The following is a 21,545-nucleotide window of genomic DNA, read 5'->3' as shown; positions in this document are numbered from 1 at the left end:
ATGCTAGCACAAATCAACATAGGTTGCTATGTACAACACGAGTTTTCACTAATAATTTTATCCTCTAGGGGCTGTTTACAGCCCCTAGTTTCTCTCTCCACATGAAGGGAAAATATAAAATTAAAATCCTGAGGATAATGCAAATTGGAACAATTGCTGTTGATCGAATTGTTGAGGATTCAATGCCTTCGCCAAGCTAAATGATAATGGGCCAAAAGGAGAGCGCCATTCAATTGAAACACCCGCTGAGTATCTTAAAGGTCCTTCATACTTACCCGTCAAAGTAGACAAAGTATTCACAGCAAATACGTTACCTGCATCAACAAACGCTGTTGTACGCACAGTATCTCTGCTTAAAGGGTAAGGCAATATAATTCCAGCCGTTCCACTGAGTAATAAGTTACCTCCCACTGAATTGCGGTAGTTATCTAAAGGTCCTAAAGAGTAACTGTCATATCCACGTACTTGACCTGGTTGCGCTGTACCCCCTGCATAATAATTCTCAAAAAATGGTAATCCATTATTATTAAACGCGTTTCCATAACCCGCAAACCCTTGCAGAGAAAAAATCCACCCATGAGTTATAGGTTGGTACATACGGGCTTGATAGGAACCTTTATAATAAGACAAAGACCCGGAAGCAGCAGGTAAAGCAACTACAGCAGCAACTTGTTGATTAAGACCGCGAGTGGGATAAGGAAATTGATCATAAGTGTTACGACTCCATCCCGTAGATAAACGAATTTCGTGGAAATGCTTCCCATATAAATTTACAAAATTCTGGATAGGAACAACATAACCTACACTTTTAATATCTATGTCCTGATAACCATATCCAAACTGTAACCTACTGATCTCGCCTAATGGCATACTATAATTCACATCACCACCAAAACGATTGGAGCTATAGGTACTTACATTCAGATTTCTAGGATCAACTCGAGCAAAATAAAGATTTATTCCGCGCCCTATTCCTGTATCTGTATAAAAAGGATTATAATAATTTAAAGTATAATCTTGCCCCCATTTACTCGCCGTAAATGCTGCTCCGATTGCTCGTCCTGTCCCCATAAAATTATGTTGATTCACTGAAGCATTCAGTTGGTAACCATTAGTACCATAACCAATAGAAGCGCTTGCCTCAGCAGAAGGAGCCTCCTCTACTTGAACATCAAGATCAACCTGGTTATTCGCATCAGGAACCGGCGTAGTCTTTACATCAACATTCTTTAGATATCCTAGTAAACGCAACTGCCGTTCAGATTCTTTAATGTTATGTAAAGATAATAATCCTCCTTCATCTTGGCGAATAACACTACGTAATACATAATCACTAGTTTTGGTATTACCATGAAAATTAATACGTCGGACGTAAACATGCCGACCAGGCTGCACGATAAAGGTTATAAATACAGTTTTATCGTTCTCATCAAGCTGAGGCTCGGCATTTATTGCTGGGAACCCATAACCTATATCCCCTAAAGCTAATCCAATCGAAGAAATAGTATCGGTTACTTTTTTACGTGAAAAGACAGCTCCTTTTTTAACTTGAACTAATGATGCAATCTTCTCTGGAGGTAATATAGGTTTACCTACTACTTTATAACCTGAAAAGTGATATTGTGGTCCTTCTTCAATATGAACATTAATGTAAACGTCTTTTCTATCGGGTGAGAGTAAAACTTGTGACGAGATAATTTTAAATTTTAAATACCCTCGATCCAGATAAAATGAACGTAATGCTTCTAAGGATGCATCCATACCTTGTTTCGAATACTGATCTTTTTTAGTAAAATAAGTAAAAATACCCGATTTGGATAAAGCAAATTCGGGCAATAATTCATTAGTAGTAAAGTCGTGGTTACCAATTATCTTGATTTGTTTAATTCTCGATACACGTCCTTCAGAAATAGTAACAGTAATCCCCACTCTGTTCTCGGTTAACTGAGTAACTCGAGTTTCTATACGTGCGTTATACTTTCCTCGGGCATTATATGCTTGCTTGAGTTCTTTTTCTAAGCGCTCCAAAGTAGAGGTTTGAAACACACGGCCTTTAACCAGCCCCATTTCTTTGAGAAAATCTTTCATCTTGTCACTAGGAATTTCTTTATTTCCTACAACACTAATCGAGCCAATAGTTGCTCTTTCTACTACGTTAACAATTAAAGTGTTGCCTTGACGTTCCAAAGAAACAGATTGGAAAAAGCCAGTATCATAAAGAGCGCGAATGATCTCAGCAGTAGACTCAGAACCAACCTCTTCACCTACTTGAACAGGAATGTAATTAAGTACTGTTCCAGTAGATACACGTTGTAACCCAGTAACTTTAATACTTTTAACAACAAAAGTATCCGCTGCTATTGTTTGTGAAGACCAGGCAATAAGCGAGGAACAACAAACACCTAATATTAATTTACTACTGATTCTTTTCATTATTATTATACGCCCAGTACTACGTGTACTTTTAACACCTAACTCAGCACACTAAAAATTGAAACACTTTTTATAGGAAGTAGAAACCACTGTCAAGGTTTTGCTCCAATCCGTTAGAGCATATTGTACTATAACTAACTTGTAAGTCTGGATAAGTCGTTCGTTATTGCTATAAACATCAGAACTACTAATAGTAATAAACCAAAATAAGCTCCTGCTGATTTTAAGCCATTGGATAAAGGCTTCCGTCGAATTGCTTCCACCAAATAATACAGTAAATGACCGCCATCCAGCATAGGAATTGGCAATAAATTTAAGGCACCTAAGCTGATACTCACTAGTGCAAGAAAAAATAAATAAGCAGCTAATCCATTTCTTCCAGAATCGCCCGCTCCTTGCGCGATGCCAACTGGGCCACTAATGCTATTTAATCCTAATCGCCCCATGACTAACCTACCCATCAATGTAAATGTTGCACTGGTTAATTGAGTCGTTTGTTTTAATGACGTACCTATAGCCGTAAGGGGATCCTCTCTCTCTATACGTAGCCAATGGGCAGGCCACTTAACTTTCTGTGAGCGTACACCTAAAAAGCCTTCAATTTTCCCTTTATTTTCTTGGCTTCCAGTATGTACCATAACCTTTTGTACCGTCTTATTCCTTTTAATAGTTAAAGCTAATGATTTATCTGGACGTTTCTGCACATAATTAACTAGGTACAACCAGTCATCAAAATGCTTCCCATCCACACTTAAAATTTTATCGCCATTTTGTAATCCCGCTTTTGCTGCCGGAGAATTGGGCACTACTTCACCAACAATGGGGGGAATTGAAGGAATAAAAGGTTCGATTCCCAAACTTTGGAGTGGATCCGGCTTTTTGCTATCTAATTGCCAACGAGCTAAAGGTAAAAATATTTGACGTTGACGTCCATCAACCAATGACTTTACCGTTAATTGTATCGTTTCCTCAGAGCCGACAAGAGGCATAATAGCATATTGAAAATCACGCCAGCTATTTATTTTATTACCATTGAACGCAATTATTTCTTCTTTCGCATCTAAACCAGCATGTGCAGCAATGCTATTAGGTTTTACCGATTCAATCATAGGAGCTAAAGACGGCATCCCGATAATTAATACCAACCATAACGCAACAAAAGCAAAAAGAAAATTAAACAAGGGACCGGCAAAAACGATTGCCGCTCTTTTCCAGAGGGGTTGATTATTAAATGCTAAATGTCGTTCATTTTCTGCTACTACTCCTTCAGACTCATCAAGCATTTTGACATAGCCCCCCAGAGGGAATAAAGACCATGCATACTCGGTGCCTTTTTTTCCTTGCCATCGCGCTAAAACAGGACCAAAACCAAAAGAAAAACGCAGTACTTTAACGCCACACCAACGTGCCACTTGAAAATGACCGTACTCATGAATGGTAACTAATAGGATTAAAGCTAAAAAGAAATACAGCAAAGTTGAAAGCATAGTGTTATCCCAAAAAAATAGTAGTAACACCCTAAATTGCTCTCCAATTGTTCCGACTTAACACATGTAGGTATGCTTGCCTGGAAAGGCAGAACCTGTCAAAAACGTCCTGTTTATCGATTATTTATTAAGTCCAAACAGCTTTAAAAGTAAATTCGAGAGGTTACATAGTTAATCCGAAATAAAATAAAGGTAAAGCCGCAATCAAACTATCCAAACGATCTAAGATACCCCCATGACCAGGAATTATGGCGCCTGTATCTTTTAAATGACACCTGCGCTTCAATATACTGATAAATAAATCTCCGAAGATTGCAATTATTATAGTACATAAGGCCAAAACAAACCAATGGGCCTGAGCGATAGGTTTAAAATAATACCCTCCCCCCCAAGCAATGATCATGGATAAAACAACGCCTCCAAGTACTCCTTCCCAGGTCTTTCCGGGGCTAACCTGAGGAATTAGTTTATGTTTTCCTATAATTTTACCACTTAAATAAGCACCTGAATCTGATGCCCAAATTAAAAACAGCAAGTAAACCAATAGTTCTTTACCCTGAGGTAAATTATATAAATGCAAGAGACTTTGCAAAAATAAAGGCAACAGTAACAAACAAGTTGCAGCCACAACAACTGGATAGCCCCAATAGTTCTGTGAGTTAGGAAAAGTTAAAATCGCAACAATAATCAATCCCCAGATAATTAAACCTAGCGTTAACCAGTAAGGAAATAAATAGCCACAGATCCACAAGCACAAAAGCATCAACAAAAGAAATCCAACTTGTATGCTGAATTTCTTTATAGGAATTAATTGGAACGATTCTCTAACCGCAATGATATAAACGATTAAAACAATTCCTACTAAAAGCCATTGATTGCCATAAAAAATCAGCCACAAAACCAAAGGGGCTAAAATCAATGCAGTTATAAGACGTTGTAAGAACATGATATTGCCCTTATGATTTAAAAATTAATTTGTGAGTTCGATATAAAAATAATGTAATTTTTTATATCGAACTATTCCAATTTTAAAACTGAATTAAGAAATCTGCCCAAATCTTCTTTTTCTTTTATTAAAAGATGCTAAAGCCAATTCAAACTCATCCTCTCCGAAATCCGGCCAATGAACTTCACTAAAATAAAGCTCGGTATAGGCAAGCTGCCAAAGAAAAAAATTACTAATCCGCAGCTCGCCGCTAGTACGAATAAACAAATCAGGATCAGGTAACCCTTCAGTATCTAAATAATGAGCAAAATTGGTTTCACTGATCTCATCGATCCTCAATTCACCATCCACAACTGCTTGTGCTATTTTTTTTGCTGCATTCACCACATCCCATTTACCGCCATAGTTAACAACCACATTCAACGTGAGTTGCTCATTTTTTGCTGTTAAATCCTCAGCTTCACGCATTTGTTTTTGTAAAACTGGAGATAGAGAACTACGATTTCCAGTAAATCGCATCCGTATTCCATGCTGATTTAATTCCGCAAGCTCCTTGCGCAGAGACTCTAGAAATAACTCCATCAAGAAACTCACTTCATCAGCAGGACGTAACCAGTTTTCAGAACTAAAAGCAAATAAACTAAGATAGGGAACACCTTTAGTCATACAGCTACGAATCATTTTCTTCACAGATTCAACACCTGCTTTATGACCTTCAATGCGAACTAACCCCCTACTTTCAGCCCAACGACCATTTCCATCCATAACAATAGCAATATGCTGAGGAATTTTTTGCTCCAACACTATTCTTCCCAAACTGGTAAATAGTGCATAGTCTAACTGCTTTAATATAAAAATGTCACTACTCACCTACCGATGAGGTCAAAGTTCTGAATCCCTTATTTTTAATTTTAAATCTTTATGAAGATTTCTTAGAAACTAGAGCATGCATTACAATTCAAGTCATGTATAATTCTCACTAAAATTGATCCTATGTTGCGGAGTGTTACATGCCAAAAAAAGCACCATTGTTGCTCATGATTTTGGATGGCTGGGGATATAACGAAAATAACCGATATAATGCCATTGCCCAAGCTAAGACACCACAATGGGATGAATGGTGGGAAAACTGCCCGCATATGCTTTTGCAAGCATCTGGCGATTCTGTAGGATTACCTGATGCGCAAATGGGAAACTCAGAAGTAGGACATATGCACATAGGCGCAGGCCGAGTAATTGAACAAGATTTCACGCGCATTAACAAAAGTATAAAAAATGGTGAATTTGCAAATAACCCTGCTTTTTGTGAGGTCATTACTGCATTACAAAAAACTCAAAAATCACTGCATATCATGGGGTTATTCTCTCCAGGAGGAGTTCATAGCCATGAACAACATTTATTCGCTTTACTCGACTTATGCATCGAACAAAAATTTACTGCCATTTATTTGCATTTATTCCTAGATGGGCGTGATACGCCACCGCAAAGTGCATTGCAAAGCTTAGAGCGTCTTAATACAAAACTTAAAATACATCCAGTAGCAACCATAACTTCGATTAGCGGGCGCTATTACGCTATGGACAGAGATAATCGCTGGGAACGAATAGAACAAGTTTATACTTTATTAACTCAAGGCGAAAGCAAATATCATTTTATGGATGCAAAAACCGCAATAGAGTCGTATTATCAGCAAAATCTGTCCGACGAATTTATACCTCCGACTCGAATTGGCAAACAACAACATACTATTAAAGATGGTGATGCTATTTTATTTTTTAATTTTCGTGCAGATAGAGCTCGACAACTCACTACTGCTTTTATTGATCCCAAATTTAAAAAATTCAACAGAAAAACTCTACCTCAACTATCCTATTTTGTCAGTATGACTCAATATGATAAAAACATGCCAACTCTACCCGCTTTTCCTCCGACTCCTTTAAATAATACTCTAGGAGAAGTTCTTGCTACTCATGGCTTAAGTCAATTACGTATTGCAGAAACCGAAAAATATGCTCATGTCACTTTTTTCTTTAATGGTGGAAATGAGAATGTTTTTCCCAATGAAGAGCGAGTTCTAATTCCTTCTCCTCAAGTTGCCACCTATAATTTACAACCAGAAATGAGCGCCCCGCAATTAACAGAACATCTTGTTGAGGCAATTAAGAACCAATCATATGATGTAATTATTTGTAATTATGCCAATGCGGATATGGTTGGCCATAGTGGTGATTTTGAAGCAACCGTTTCTGCCATAGAATGCCTGGATCGATGTATGAGTAAAGTATGGCATGCATTAGCCAAACACGGAGGACAATTACTTATTACTGCTGATCATGGCAATGCTGAAGAAATGTTTGACGAAAGCACCCATCAAGCACATACTGCTCATACAAATGAGCCTGTACCTTTGGTGTACGTTGGGAGACATTGGCATTTTACCCACAGCAAAGGAAGTTTAATTGATATTGCACCAACTATGTTGACCTTACTCGGAATCACTCCTCCAGCTGAAATGACCGGCCATTCATTATTAGAAAAAAATATTCATGAATAAGAGTAATCACACCATTTATCGCGGCTTAAATCAGTTTGATGCAAAGAATCTTTGCCCCTTCTTGATGACATTGAATCAAGAACGAAAACTTAGCCACTGGCAAAAAGCAGTTATCTATTTTAATGGCTTCATTTTGGGAATACTGTTTTGCTCCAGCCTTTACGCCGAATCGTCTTCTGCTGTACTGCAAACACAAAAGAAACTCAAACAATTAGATGCTCAAATTAGTAGCTTACAACAAACGTTAAATTCCGCGCACGATAAACGCGGCGTTTTAAATAAAGAGTTATCAGAAACAGAGAAACAAATCGGTGAGTGCGTACAGAAACTGCGCTCGATACAACATGATATAAATAGCACAGAACATAAAATTACCAGTTTACAAGATCAAGTGAATCAATTAAATAATCAACTCATTACACAACAACAATTATTGGCAAATCATATTCGCGCTCGTTATCAAATGGGTGAATATCAACCGATTAAACTGTTACTCAATCAAGATGATCCAAATCAAGTAAGTCGAATTTTAACTTATTATCAATATATTATTAAATCACGACAACAAATTATCGAACAAATCGATAAAACTCGTAAAAGTCTGAGTGAGAGTAAAGAAAAACTCCGGACCGAACTCATTGCGGACAAACAACTTAAAACTGAGTTAACTCAGCACCAGGAAAAGCTGAACCAAAATAAGGGTTATCATACCGCTTTAATTCAATCACTTAATCATGAAATTCAAGACAAACAAAATACCTTACATGAAATCAAAAAAAATAAAGAAAATTTAACGCGCTTATTAAAATCATTAGCTCAGCAAAGCATTATCCAGACAAGTAAGCCTTTTAGTCAGATGCGCAAAAAATTGCCGCTTCCAGTACAGACTCAGGACCGATCATTTCACAAAATGCATCAAGGGGTGACATTTTTTGCCGAGGAAGGTGCTGTAGTTACTGCCGTTTACCCTGGAAAGGTCGTATTTAGTGATTGGCTCAAGGGCTATGGACTGCTCCTTATTATTGATCATGGTCAAGGTTTTATGACTTTATATGCCCATAATCAATCTTTATTTAAAAGAAAAGGACAATACGTGAATCAAAATGAACAAATTGCAAGTGTAGGTCATAGCGGCGGAATTAAACAAAACGGTCTATACTTTGAAATAAGATTAAAGGGAAAGGCTATTCCACCATTAAGCTGGTTGTCCTAGGTTTTTTGATCCCTGGCACCTAAATTGCATTTCAATAATTATAACAAAAGAAAATGGCTTATATTCTAGCCTGTATCTGAGGAGATCGTTATGTTAAGAAAACTATATCCATGCACACTTGCGATAGTGTATGCAATGACTCTTATGTTGTCTTTGCCAGTGTTTGCCGATGATGAGCTTACTACAGATACCTCTAGCAATGCTTCTAATTCAGACACAAAAGCGGTACCCTTAGAAGATGTACAAAGATTTTCCAATGCAATCGGTGAAATTAAAAAATACTATGTCAAACCTGTAGATGATAAAGAACTCTTTGATAATGCCATTCGCGGTATGCTTAGTGGCCTTGATCCCCACTCCAGCTTTCTGGATGAAGAAGAATTTAAAGAGTTACAAACCTCTACTAGCGGTGAATTTGGTGGTCTAGGATTAGAAGTAACCATGGAAGACGGCGTTGTTAAGGTGGTCACTCCACTCGTTGATACTCCTGCCTTTAAAGCAGGGATTAAATCTGGCGATTATATTATTAAATTAGGTAAAGAGTCAGTTCAAGGACTCTCTCTTAAAGATGCAGTAAACTTAATGCGGGGTAAAGCGGGAAGTACCATTGAATTAACTGTATTGCGTAAAGGAGTAAATAAAGCGCTCACTTTTGATTTAATACGTGAGGTTATCCAAATTAAAAGCGTACAAAGTAAACTATTAACACCGGGATATGGTTACATCCGTTTAACTCAATTCCAAGCGTTAACCGGAAAAGATATGTTGCAAGCGATTGCACAACTAAAACAAAAATCTGGCGGTAAATTAAAAGGCCTTATACTGGATCTAAGGAACAATCCTGGAGGATTACTTGACTCAGCCATTCAGGTTTCTGACGCTTTCTTAGGTAAAGATAAGTCAGGAAAACCAGAAACTATTGTTTCAACAAAAGGACGATTACCTGGCTCAGATTTCACTGCTTTAGCAAAAGCAGGAGATGTTTTACATAATGCTCCAATGGTGGTACTCATCAATAATGGTTCTGCTTCCGCAGCTGAAATTGTAGCTGGAGCACTTAAAGACAATAAACGAGCAGTAGTTTTGGGTACAACAAGTTTTGGCAAGGGCTCAGTACAAACTGTATTACCTTTAGATAATAAGACAGGCATTAAGTTAACTACAGCACTTTATTATACGCCTTCAGGTACATCCATCCAAGCAACAGGAATTGTGCCTGATATCGTAGTAAATGAAGTAGAAATCCCTAAAAATACAACTAAAGCTGCTGATGGGATTGGATTTACTGAAGCAGATCTGAACGGGCATCTAATCAACAAAAGTGTGGAAAAAACAAAAACAAAAAATACTAAAGCAATCTTAGATGACCTAATGCACAGTGACTATCAACTCTACGCTGCATTAACTGTATTGGAAGGTATGTCTTTAGCGAACCGATAATCGCTTTGTTTTCTCAATTCTCACCGCCTACATACCGCGCTTTGTGCGCGGTATCCAAAACATGGTTTATCTCACTCAGAAGCTTTTGTGCATCAATAAGCATCTTCTGATACATCCAATACCAGAGTTGAAATTTTAATATTTACCCCCATTATTAGAAATAAGTGAATTAACGATGGGGGATAAAAAATGATAAATAATTTGAAAACTTTTATCTTACTCGCTTCTCTAACAGCATTGCTTATCGTTATTGGTGGATTGCTTGGAGGAACCACCGGGATGCTGATTGCATTAATATTTGCAGGGGTTATGAATTTTTCAGCATACTGGTATTCGGATGCTATTGTTTTGAGAATGTACAATGCTGAGCCTCTGTCTCGCAATCATTTTGTCTCTAATATTGTGTCAGAGCTTGCTCATAGAGCGGGGATCCCTATACCTAAAGTTTATTTAATTAATAACACGACCCCAAATGCGTTCGCTACAGGAAGAAATCCTGAGAATGCCAGTATCGCGGTTACCACAGGCCTATTAGATCGATTAACTAAAGAAGAAATCACTGGTGTTTTAGCTCATGAGTTAGCACATGTACTCCACCATGACACTTTAATTAATGTTGTAAGTGCGACTATAGCAGGTGCAATTAGTGGAATAGCGAATATGTTCATGTGGCTTTCAATGTTTGGGAATCACTCCAATAATGAAGAAGGCGTACACCCTGTCGTTGGAGTGATTATGATGATAGTTGCTCCTTTGGCAGCAGGGTTGATTCAAATGGCTATATCCCGTTCTCGGGAATTCGAAGCAGATGCTGGTGGAGCACGTATTTGTGGTAATCCAAGATGGCTTGCTAGTGCTTTATTAAAACTTGATCAGGCCAGCCATGAACGGTTCTTTAATGAGGCTGAAACCCACCCATCAACAGCACATCTGTTTATCGTGAATCCATTAAATGGAGAAAAACTAACCAACTTATTCTCAACTCATCCATTAACAGCAGAACGAGTTGCAAGGCTAAGAGCAATGTACTAAAAGTATATTGCTCTTAAGCCACATTTATAAAAAATTCAACCTCGAAACATTATTTGAATGCACTTAATCGTGTTTTGTCACCACCGTACTCCAGTCCAAACTGACTCGCATAGTAAAATTGTAAGATAGGATTTTAAAGTATATTGCTCGTAAAAATAATTAAAAGGTTGATATTTTATCTACTAGTAGGTAGAATAAATAGTATGAAACTAACAATGATGCAAGAAAAAATATTAAATACAGCAGAAAGTTTAATCCAAAAAATGGGATACAATGCTTTCAGCTATAAAGATGTAGCCTTAATAGTAGGAATTAAAACATCCAGTATTCATTATTATTACCCTACTAAAGAAGATCTTGCTGCTGCTGTAATTGATTGGCAGCTGGATCGTGTATTAATTGCATTAAATGGACTTAAACTCAATAAAACTCTTTCTTTACAGGAAAAGCTATTACATCTAGTTGATGTAATTTTATCATTGACATTGCACGATGAAATGAAAATGTGTTTGGGCGGTATTCTAGCATCTGATGTACTTTCATTGCCTGAAAAACTCAAACATAGAGTTTGTCATTTCTTTAATACTCTTGAAAAATGGATTTACGAATTGCTTGATAAAGAAAGCTATGAAAATAACTCTTTTGATGCTTTATATTCAAAAAATAATCTACCAAAATATTTACTTGTTCAAATAGAGGGAGGTTTACTTATGTCGCGCTTGTATCACGATTTTTCTTATATCGAGATAGTCAAACAATTTATTAAAAAAATGGGTTAAAATTTTTTATTCAATGAATCTATCTACTGATAGATAGTCAACCGGGAGTATCAATGAAACTTAAATTATTATTCTCAACATGTACCTTAGCTTTCGGGCTTATTTCTTCTACCAACAATTATGCGAGCGAAAAAACTATGAAAACTGATACCATAACCAAAGCCACTTATATCTCTTTAGAAAGCAAACCAGAGACAGCATCACAACTTGAGGCGTTTTTACAAAAAGGAAGTACATTAGTACACCAAACAGAACCAGGAACTCCTCTTTGGTTTGGATTAAAGGAGCATGAAAATTTTGCTATTTTTGATCTCTTTTATAATGAAACAGGAAGAGAACAACATTTTTCTGGCCAAGTAGCGAGTGCATTAAAAGAAAGAGCACCCGAATTAGTAAAAGGTGATTGGGAGAAAGGAGTAGTAAAAAACATTACTCATTTTGACCTCATTGCTACAAATCATTTTAATAAAGAAAAAATTTTAAACTCTAAAGTCGCTAACTTGATTGTTTTCAAAGTAAAACCAGGAAAAGAGCAAGAAATTGAATTGTTTTTACATGAAGCATCACAAGTTATTGATGCTGCGGAACCTCGAACCTATTTTTGGGTTGCATTAAAAACTGATGCGAATACTTATGCGATCTTTGATGCCTTTCCCGATCAAAATGGCCAAAAAGCTCATTTTTCTGGAAAAGTAGCTGCACAATTGAAAAATAATGCTGATCGTTTCATTGTAAATGGATGGGAAAAGGGAATTATTGCCAACATTCATAACTTTGAGATTATAGCCCTTTCCTAATCTATACTGGGTAGTTTTCGCGAGATTTTCTCACAACCTAATCTCAAATTTGGCCGTTTATGCTAATTCATCGGAGGCTGCCTCAGTTATTACACGTAAGCACTAAAAGCAACAAGCCGTTATGCAAGAGATAAAGCGGTGCTTAACGGCTTGCGGTGACTTAAATTCATCCAGCCATCCAGCAAGAACTCCATACCAGTTTATGCAGTCAGTACGGGCTTTTTATAAGAAACACCTTGTTTATCCACATTAAATGTCCCCATAACACCAACTCCAGGTTTAAGAGCTAAGAGGTGTGTAGCAACTGCTTGGCTGGAAAAATCAGCGTTGGTTTTCATGGCAAGCACAGCGCTATTATGAATGATATGGAATATATCATAAGCATAACCTGCTTGAGTGATAGGATGACTAAAATATTCTTGTTGGAACTGCGCAATAAACTCTGGCTTCGTTGTTTGAGTTAAAGCAGTCGAATTCTGATGATGAGCACCTTGCGCTAAAAAATTATTTTTTCCATCAGTAATTACCGAATCGTTTGTTAGGCAAAAATGAATGATATTATTTCTCTTTGCTAATGGTGCCACTAAAGCACCACTAGCGGTTCCTTCAGTCAATAATACATTAATATGATGTGCATCAATAAATTTTTGTAATGTTTTTGTTGCCTTGGCATTATTTGACATCTTATCTAAAGTATAGAACTCATACGTGACGTTAGAGGATTTTAATTGATCACGTGCGATTTCCATTGCCCCTAGCATGTTTCTACCAATAAACGCGGATTCATGGGAAAAAGGAGCATAGATGCCAACATTAATCGTCATTCTCTTTGCAGTATCCGTTGAGTCAGATGCGGCTACATCGAAGCCTGTCATCAAAAAGATAAAAAAAGCACTCAAAACCATAAATGTTGATAAACAATGTTTCATATTCATTTTCCTAATTGATTAGACTTCATAGCAATCGATTGATGAGATCATCTCTAATCCATTTGCACCCAAACGGAGAGCAAAACTATGACAAAAATTATTTTGCTATGAATAGCACTTAAATACAATGGTTGGGAATTAATAATAATTATGTAATAATTCACCCACAAATTGACAACTATAAGGTCATCATGAACTATTTAAAGTCATCGATGTGCTTCATCGGCCTCGCTTTATTTTCTATTGCTCAAGCAAATGTCCAGTCTCACTTTGATCAAATTAAAAATGAGCCTAATTCTTTATATGCATTTTTTAAAGACATGCCCAAAGGAGGTGAGCTTCATTATCATTTAGCTGGAGGTGCCTATCCGGAAACAATGTTAGAACTCGCATCTAAAGAGGATTACTGCTTGGATACAGCAACATTAAAAGTCAGTCATAATTCTACTGGATGTAATGAAATAGATACTAAAAGCTTACTCAATCAACCCGATATTTATGCAAATACAGTGAAAAGTTGGTCCATGAAAGATTTTGTTCCCGGAAAAGAATCTGGACACGATCATTTCTTTAATTCATTTGATAAATTCAATGCCATAGTAGAAGACCATCAGCCCGAGTTATTAGCGGATGTACTCAAAGTTGCGGCACAACAAAATGAGCAATATATGGAATTAATGCTTTTACCTGATAATGCCCATTCACTAAGCTTTGGTGATTTACTTAAAAATACAACTACCTTTAATGACAAAAGAGCTCTTTTATTGGCAAATAAAGACTTTCAAAATAATATCAACCATACTGCCACTGAGGCAGAGCATATCATTCAAAAAGCCCGTCAGGAATTGGGATGTACAGCTCATCCAGAAAAGAAAGACTGCCAAATACAAGTAAAGTTTTTATATTATTCACTTAGAGAACAACCGCCAGATAGCCTTTTTGCACAAACACTTAATGCTTTTGAAGCCGTAGCACAATCCATGAAAAATAAAGGAGTTTTAGTTGGAGTTAACTTAGTACAACCTGAAGATGGAATTATTTCCTTACGGGACTATCATCAACAAATGCAGATGTATCAGTACCTACATCAAATTTATCCGCAAGTGAATATCTCATTACATGCGGGCGAATTAACCCAAGAAATTGTTACTCCTAAAGATTTAGAATATCACATACACGATGCTCTATTTACTGGCCAAGCCCAAAGAATTGGACATGGTGTAGATATCGCCTATGAGAGTCATGCCAAAGATACTTTGGACCATATGGCAACCCAGCATAAGGCCGTGGAAATTAATTTAATAAGCAATCTTAGAATATTAAATATTTCGGGTCGAGAACACCCACTTAATTACTACCTAAAACACCATGTTCCAGTTGTTTTATCTACGGATGATGAAGGGATATTAAGAACTAACTTAAGCCAGCAATATGTAGAAGCCGTATTACATCATGGTTTAGATTATAAAACCATAAAACAAATCAATAGAAACGCAATAACCTATGCATTTCTACCTGGAAAAAGCATCTGGGCGAATGCCAATAATGCTCAGCTTATTCAAGATTGCCAAGATTTAAACAGTAAAAACTGCAAGCAATTTATCAAAACAAGTGAAAAAGCTCAAATACAGTGGAATTTAGAGCAGAAATTAAATGAATTTGAGAATAAATTTTAACTAACGGTTCTAGTTACGCTGCGATTTTATAAAAAATAAAGTTCTTTTACGATGTTTGTCCCAGCAGGGGCTGGGGCGCTGTGTGAGCATTTTATGAGATGTTTTTCGTTCAAGATAAGCCCAAAATGACCGTTCTCTGATAGGAGAGCTGACCTGTTACGCTTCATCTTGGTTTGATTAATTTCATCGGAATCCCCCGAACGGATAATGGCGTCAAATGAAGGATAAGATGAGGTTTCGAGAAATCTTAGTTTCGAAAGAACGTCGCCCTCCGCGAACTGATGTATCAGCCTCGCGGAGGGTAAAGATCATTTCTAATACACTAAAAGTTTAGATTTTGAAGGGATCACGCAAAATAATTGTCGAGTCACGTTCAGGACCTGTTGATAATATATCAATAGGAATATTCAGCAGTGATTCAATTCGCTTTAGATAAGCAATCGCATTATCAGGCAAATCCTTCATATTTTTGATATCGGCGGTAGATTCTTTCCAACCAGACATCTCCTCGTAAACGGGCTCTAAATCTTCAAAATCTGCAGCAGCTTGAGGAGGTCGCGAAATTAAATTGCCTTTACTGTCTTTATAAGCGACAGCAATACACAATACATCCAAGTTATCTAAAACATCTAACTTCGTAATGCACAGGCCTGTAATACTATTCAACTCAATTGATCGCTTTAATAAAACTGCATCAAACCAACCACACCGTCGTGGTCTACCAGTCACTGCACCAAACTCTTGACCACGCTCAGCGATTTGCTTTCCTACTTCATTAAAAAGTTCTGTTGGAAAAGGACCGCCACCTACTCGAGTAGTATAAGCTTTTGTAATACCTAAAACATAATCAATATATTTCGGACCAAAGCCCGCGCCATTAATCACAGAACCCACACAAGTATTTGAAGAAGTTACAAAAGGATATGTTCCATGGTCAATATCTAGGTATACTCCTTGGGCGCCTTCAAATAAAATATTATCCCCTCGCTCTCTATGCTCATGCAAACACGCTGAAACATCACAAACCATAGGACGTAATTCTTCAGCCCACTGTAACGTTGCATCCAATAAAGGTTGAAACGCTACAGTGGGTTGCTTGAAATATTGGGTCAAAATAAAATTGTAATAGTCTAGAAGTCCTTCTAATTTCGTAGCAAACCGTTCTGGATGAAAGAGATCACTTACCTTTAAGGCGCGACGCGCCACTTTATCTTCATAAGCTGGGCCTATACCTCTTCCAGTAGTACCGATAGCAGAACTTCCCATATGTGCTTCGCGCGCTTTATCCATAGCAACATGACAAGGAAGTATTAAGGGGCAAGCCTTACTAATACGCAAGCGAGAACGAACATCAATCCCCGTACTTTCCAATTCTTTTATTTCACCTAATAAAGCATCTGGTGAAAGCACAACTCCATTTGCAATATAGCAAGTCACATGGGGTCTTAGCATACCAGAAGGGATAAGACGTAAAACAGTTTTAACCCCATTAATTTTTAAAGTGTGACCCGCATTATGTCCGCCTTGATAGCGCACAACAACTTGCGCGTCTTGCGTTAATAAATCGACAATTTTACCTTTGCCTTCATCGCCCCACTGTGTTCCTAAAACAACAACGTTTTTACCCATGATCCACTCTTAATTTGCAAAATGCTCTTCACTGCTCGCAAGCGAAAAAGTTCTGAACCCAATTTCAATAAAATTGGGCATTATAGTTATTTTTTAACAGGTACACCATCATTTTTTGGAGTAGCTTGTTTAAAATAATCAAAAAATGCACTACTTTGATCCAAAACCAAAATATCCTTTTTGCTTTTAAAACTACCTTCATAAGCCAATAAGCTACGGTATAAAGCAAAAAACTCTTTATTTTTACCGTATGCATCTGCATAGATTGCCGCAGCTTTTGCCTGCCCAATCGATCTGACCTTTTGCGCCTCGCTACGGGTTTTTGCTAATAAAACGATAACATCAGCATCTGCTTTTGCTTGTATTTGCTCAGCAGCTGCCTGGCCGTCCGCACGATGTTTGTTCGCAATTTTTTGCATGTCTGCACGCATACGTTGATAAATAGCGTTACTCGTACTTGCTGGCAACTCTATGCCTTTGATTCGTACATCCACGACATTAATGCCTAATTCACCTGCTTGCTTTTCAGCAGCTTTACGCAGTAACTCCATCACATCATCACGCCCACCCGATACTACCTCAGAAATAGTACGTTTACCAAATTGTGCACGTAATAAAGTATTTAATTGTTGCTCCAACAATGTTTCTGCTTTAAATTCATTACCCCCGGTTGATTTAAAATATTGTGCTAAATCATCAATTTGCCATTTAACATAATAATCAACCATAACATCCTTTTTTTCTCGAGTTACAATACGGGTTGATTTAATATCCATGGTTTGAATTCGGGTATCAAAAATACGTACATTTTCAATGAATGGCACCTTAAAATGCAATCCTGGATTTAATACTTTAACTTTATTAGTTGCTTCATCATTGACTAGACGTCCTAAACGCAAAAGAATACCTTGCTGTCCTTGAGTTACTGTAAATACAGTGGTCAGCAAAAGTAGAAGTATTAAAACTAATAACCCAAGGGCTCTACCGGTGTTCTTCATGGTTATTCTCTCCCTTGTCGATAAACAGGTCTTGTGAATTCACGCTCATCAACTGCGCTCTCTGCTTCATTGAATTCATCATTGCCTATTTTACTATTTTTTGCAGTTTCAAGAGAAAATCCTGATGATTTCGTGAATAACTTATCTAAAGGCAAATACAATAAATTACTTGATTTACTATCAACAATAATCTTACTGCTTTTGTTTAATATCCTTTGCATCGTTTCTAAATACATGCGTTCAGCCATAATTTGAGGTGCATTATCATATTGAGGAAGTAAGGCCAAAAACTCAGCAACCTCACCTTGAGCATTTAAAACAACCTTTTTGGAATAAGCTTCGGCTTCTTGCTGAATGCGGCTTGCCTTACCTTCAGCAATAGGTACTACCTTGGCCACATAAGCATATGCTTGTTCTTTAAAACGTTTTTCATCTTCTTGTGCTTTAATAGCATCATCAAATGCATCTTGTACACTTTCAGGGGCACGAGCAGGTTGTGGAGCTACATTCACAATAACAATACCCGTTTTGTAAAGACTTAGTGTTTTTATCAGAGTATCCTGGACTTTGCTTCCCCAAATTTCACGCCCTTCGGTAATCATTTGATCTAAAGTAGTCGTTCCTACAACTTGTCTTAAAGCACTTGAAGTTGCTTGTTGCAAGCTTTCTTCGGGATTAGCTACGTTAAATAAGTACTCTTTTAAATCACCAATACGATATTGCACCGCTAAAGAGACAGCCACTAAATTTTCATCCCTAGTAAGCATTTGTGCAGAATAAGAATAATCCAATACTCTATCCGCATTCATGATAATTTTGGAAGAAATAATTCGTGGTATCCAATGTGGCCCAGGCCCGACTGTTTCTACATATTTACCAAAACGAAGAATAACTGCTTGTTCTGCGGGATCAACAATAAAAATACCAGATAGTGACCAAAGAAGAAAAGCAATCAAAATAATCAGTGTAGCAACTAAGCCATTAGTTGATTTTTTAGAGGGCTCGTTGTTTGATTTTCCGTTGCCGCCAAAAAGAATCTTCTTCATTTTATCATGAATGCGTTTAAGCGCTTCATCCAAATCTGGAGGCTGATTTTTACCCTTCCAAGGCTCTTTGCCTTTATCTGGCTCATTCCACCCCATGTAATTATTCTCCCGGCCAATTTTAAGAAAACTAGAATTCTAGGGGGTATATGAAGTTTAAGCAAGCTTCCTACTGAGATTTTCCTCTAAGATCAATCTCCCAAACATCCACCACAACATCATTTTCAGTAATAAAAAATTGATCAAATAGATTAATGGTTGGATCGCAATGGGTACTACAAGTCCGTACTAAGCATCACTCGAATTCCTAAATAAACCAACAAACCGCCGAATAGACGACTTAAGAAAGCTTGAAAATGAGTAAATAACTTCCGGACCTGATGTGATTGCAAAAATAAAACCAAGAGTGGCCAATAAAGGGCTGATTCAGTCACGAATACCCCCGCAACTAAAGCTTTATCATTAAATGATGCATGAATTGAAATAAACTGAGTAAACAAACTTAATAGAAAAAAAGCCAGCTTAGGGTTTAATGCATTACATAAAGCACCCTCTGCATAAGCTCTTAAAACAGTTATATTTTGCAGAGAAGAACTATCTGAACGTGTTTTCTTCATTTGTTTGGAACTTAAGCCCTTTATTCCAAGATAAATTAAATAACAAGCTCCTGCGTATTTTACAATTGTATAAATCACAATACTTTGAGTCATAATGAACGCCAAACCCAAAATACAATAACTGGCGTGAAAAAGACATCCTGAAACGATGCCAAAAGCTGTTGCCAATGCTTGGCGTTTGGGGTACAAGAGTGCATTTTTTGTAACCAGTAAAAAATCAGGTCCTGGACTAATCATCCCAATAAAACAAACTAAGATTAAAAGCAATAAACTAATGTGCATAATGTACATCCAAACAACAAGCTCAATAACATAACATTACATTAATTCAATCCTGAGTGTGGAAACAGTACCACCCCCAGGTCAAAGGCATCTCTCATTTAAAGTCTGACATTACAATGAAGTGTTCCGGTTGCATTTTCAATTGACTCATGCATCTCCATTTTAGGTAAAGTCTTAAACATATCATCGTAGATAATCTGTGTTCTAGTTCCCGGATGGGTCCGCGCATATTGCTTCACCATTTCCCAATTGCATTTTCCTTCAGCAATCATCCATCGCATAGTACTCCAGGGATTTGTAATTCGCTGATTCTGATAAGCTTCATTATAGCGTCGAACAAATTCCGCATAGAGTTTAAGTGGAGGCTCATCTCCTTTTAATGGTACTGCAGCAACAGTTGATAACGCCGGAACTTCGGAACTTCCTTCTTGGCGACGGCTGTATTTGCGGGTAACTAATCGCTCGATAACAAAAGCAGCCTCGCTGGGCCTACCAAATAACTGACGTAAGGTACTACCCCAAGAATGATCCACATAAATTATTTTATATAACGCACTACCTGTCAAATGACACCGATTCACAAAAGGGTCAACTAACTCGGGTCGAGTATCCATATAACGGTCAATTTCTTTAAGTAAATCAGAGCGTTTATCCGCTAATAATTGACACATTGATTCTTTTCGTGGCGGTTCAGCTCCACGACAAAGCAACATAGCTACACCACGAATCAAGTCTTTATTATTTTTATCGCGCGCTAACAGTTTGCACAGTGACTCAATCGCGTTATCGGTCATTTTATCTGCAGATACTTTATTATTTTCCGCTTCAAGATCGAGTTTTTCTACTGGAAACTCTAATAAAGCTTCAAGTGCTTTTATTTTACCTTGGCCTGCAGCCAATAATATTGGCGTATCTTTCATAACGCCTAAAGGATTAGCTAAGTCTGCTCCAGCGTTTGCTAATGTCCTAACTCCAAAAGCAAAATCCAATGCTATGGCTTGATGTAATGGCTGAAACGAAACACGAGCCTCAGTAATCCGTGTCGTTGCATTTACATCGGGATGACTCTTTAATATTTTTTTTAATAAATGACGATTTTTTGTTTCTATGACCAAAGATAATAAAGTACGGCCTTCTTGGTCACGTCGATTCACATCAAAAGCAGCAGTATCAAAGAGATGAAGCGCTAACGGTATTTTTCCAAGAGCCAGTGCCTGATGTAGCGGTTCACCAATATTTTTATCCTTAACTCTACTCAAAACAAAATCAATAAACTGTATCAAGTCAGAAGAACACTTCTCATCAATATGCCTTCCTTCTTTTTCTTGATGCTGTCGAATTAAATAATTCAAAACAGTCACTTGTTCACCATTTTCAATCCAAAATGGATGCTCTAAGTACTTCGTATCTACGCGTAGCTTTTGTTCAATAAACTGTTTAAACCCTTGTAATCCCAATTTTATAGCTGCATTGATTTCCGTTATAAATTCCATGATTACATCCTCTGTAAGTTACTTCCGGATTTATATTACACATTGGACAATAGAAGATCAAAGAATAGTTTAAAATTCCCTTCATACTTTTACAAATTTAATCCAGTCGTAGCAGACTCAGCTTTACTTTTCATAATTCTCGAATTAACTCGAGTTCGACCTAAAAAATAAACTAATTTTATAGGTCGAACTTTTT

Annotated in this window: 17 protein-coding genes and 1 pseudogene; 7 read left to right on the top strand and 11 right to left on the bottom strand. The window is 37.2% G+C overall.

From position 1 onward, the window contains the following. Positions 1-120: 120 nt before the first annotated feature. From bamA to Lgra_RS14065, 4 genes are all read right to left on the bottom strand, one after another. Complete coding sequence (bamA, locus tag Lgra_RS14080; RefSeq protein ID WP_058499903.1) at positions 121-2,433, bottom strand: outer membrane protein assembly factor BamA; 2,313 nt, start codon at positions 2,431-2,433, stop codon at positions 121-123. A 134-nt stretch (positions 2,434-2,567) separates the two neighbouring features. Next, complete coding sequence (rseP, locus tag Lgra_RS14075) at positions 2,568-3,920, bottom strand: RIP metalloprotease RseP (RefSeq protein WP_058499902.1); 1,353 nt, start codon at positions 3,918-3,920, stop codon at positions 2,568-2,570. 163 nt (positions 3,921-4,083) lie between these two features. Further along, complete coding sequence (locus tag Lgra_RS14070; protein ID WP_058499901.1) at positions 4,084-4,866, bottom strand: phosphatidate cytidylyltransferase; 783 nt, start codon at positions 4,864-4,866, stop codon at positions 4,084-4,086. Positions 4,867-4,959: 93 nt separating this feature from the next. Next, positions 4,960-5,667: an isoprenyl transferase gene (locus tag Lgra_RS14065; RefSeq protein ID WP_058500333.1), complete on the bottom strand. Its 708-nt coding sequence runs from the start codon at positions 5,665-5,667 to the stop codon at positions 4,960-4,962. Between the two features lie 209 nt (positions 5,668-5,876). Between Lgra_RS14065 and gpmI the strand changes: the two genes are divergently transcribed. The 6 genes from gpmI to Lgra_RS14035 all read left to right on the top strand — a co-directional run bounded on the left by gpmI (position 5,877) and on the right by Lgra_RS14035 (position 12,682). Continuing rightward, positions 5,877-7,421, top strand: a complete 1,545-nt coding sequence (gpmI, locus tag Lgra_RS14060) for a 2,3-bisphosphoglycerate-independent phosphoglycerate mutase (protein ID WP_058499900.1) — start codon at positions 5,877-5,879, stop codon at positions 7,419-7,421. Beyond that, entirely contained in the window at positions 7,414-8,634 is a 1,221-nt protein-coding gene (locus Lgra_RS14055; RefSeq protein ID WP_058499899.1) for a murein hydrolase activator EnvC family protein, read from the top strand. Before gpmI ends, Lgra_RS14055 begins: the two co-directional genes overlap by 8 nt. Positions 8,635-8,724: 90 nt before the next feature. Then, positions 8,725-10,074, top strand: a complete 1,350-nt coding sequence (locus tag Lgra_RS14050; RefSeq protein WP_058499898.1) for a S41 family peptidase — start codon at positions 8,725-8,727, stop codon at positions 10,072-10,074. A 189-nt stretch (positions 10,075-10,263) separates the two neighbouring features. Then, complete coding sequence (gene htpX / locus Lgra_RS14045; protein ID WP_058499897.1) at positions 10,264-11,106, top strand: zinc metalloprotease HtpX; 843 nt, start codon at positions 10,264-10,266, stop codon at positions 11,104-11,106. Positions 11,107-11,309: 203 nt separating this feature from the next. Further along, positions 11,310-11,885, top strand: a complete 576-nt coding sequence (locus Lgra_RS14040) for a TetR/AcrR family transcriptional regulator (protein ID WP_058499896.1) — start codon at positions 11,310-11,312, stop codon at positions 11,883-11,885. A gap of 53 nt (positions 11,886-11,938) precedes the next feature. Next, a complete protein-coding gene (locus Lgra_RS14035; protein ID WP_238584456.1) occupies positions 11,939-12,682 on the top strand; it encodes a putative quinol monooxygenase in 744 nt (247 codons plus the stop codon). A 200-nt stretch (positions 12,683-12,882) separates the two neighbouring features. Here Lgra_RS14035 and Lgra_RS14030 read toward each other — a convergent pair whose 3' ends face one another. Further along, complete coding sequence (locus tag Lgra_RS14030; protein WP_058499895.1) at positions 12,883-13,611, bottom strand: ABC transporter substrate-binding protein; 729 nt, start codon at positions 13,609-13,611, stop codon at positions 12,883-12,885. Between the two features lie 191 nt (positions 13,612-13,802). Here Lgra_RS14030 and Lgra_RS14025 point away from each other — a divergent pair, with 191 nt between their 5' ends. Beyond that, positions 13,803-15,287 (top strand): adenosine deaminase family protein, encoded by a 1,485-nt coding sequence (locus Lgra_RS14025; RefSeq protein ID WP_058499894.1) that lies wholly within the window; start codon positions 13,803-13,805, stop codon positions 15,285-15,287. Positions 15,288-15,617: 330 nt separating this feature from the next. Here the strand turns inward: Lgra_RS14025 and Lgra_RS14020 are convergent, their stop codons facing one another. The 6 genes and pseudogenes from Lgra_RS14020 to ankC all read right to left on the bottom strand — a co-directional run bounded on the left by Lgra_RS14020 (position 15,618) and on the right by ankC (position 21,349). Next, entirely contained in the window at positions 15,618-16,916 is a 1,299-nt protein-coding gene (locus Lgra_RS14020; RefSeq protein ID WP_058499893.1) for an adenylosuccinate synthase, read from the bottom strand. 86 nt (positions 16,917-17,002) lie between these two features. After that, entirely contained in the window at positions 17,003-17,914 is a 912-nt protein-coding gene (hflC, locus tag Lgra_RS14015) for a protease modulator HflC (RefSeq protein ID WP_058499892.1), read from the bottom strand. Between the two features lie 2 nt (positions 17,915-17,916). Beyond that, the gene (gene hflK / locus Lgra_RS14010) at positions 17,917-19,056 is read right to left on the bottom strand and encodes an FtsH protease activity modulator HflK (RefSeq protein ID WP_058499891.1); all 1,140 of its coding nucleotides are present in this window, start codon (positions 19,054-19,056) and stop codon (positions 17,917-17,919) included. 70 nt (positions 19,057-19,126) lie between these two features. After that, positions 19,127-19,228 (bottom strand): annotated as a pseudogene (locus Lgra_RS18660) (alanine racemase); the annotation flags it as partial. 4 nt (positions 19,229-19,232) lie between these two features. Further along, positions 19,233-19,856, bottom strand: coding sequence for a LysE family translocator (locus Lgra_RS14005; RefSeq protein WP_058499890.1), 624 nt, complete (start codon positions 19,854-19,856; stop codon positions 19,233-19,235). A gap of 98 nt (positions 19,857-19,954) precedes the next feature. After that, on the bottom strand, positions 19,955-21,349 hold the full coding sequence (gene ankC, locus Lgra_RS14000; protein WP_058499889.1) for a Dot/Icm T4SS effector AnkC/LegA12: 1,395 nt from the start codon (positions 21,347-21,349) through the stop codon (positions 19,955-19,957). Positions 21,350-21,545: the final 196 nt, after the last annotated feature.

The organism is Legionella gratiana, assembly GCF_001467695.1.
Classification (GTDB): domain Bacteria; phylum Pseudomonadota; class Gammaproteobacteria; order Legionellales; family Legionellaceae; genus Legionella; species Legionella gratiana.
This window is presented reverse-complemented; position numbering and strand designations above follow the sequence as displayed.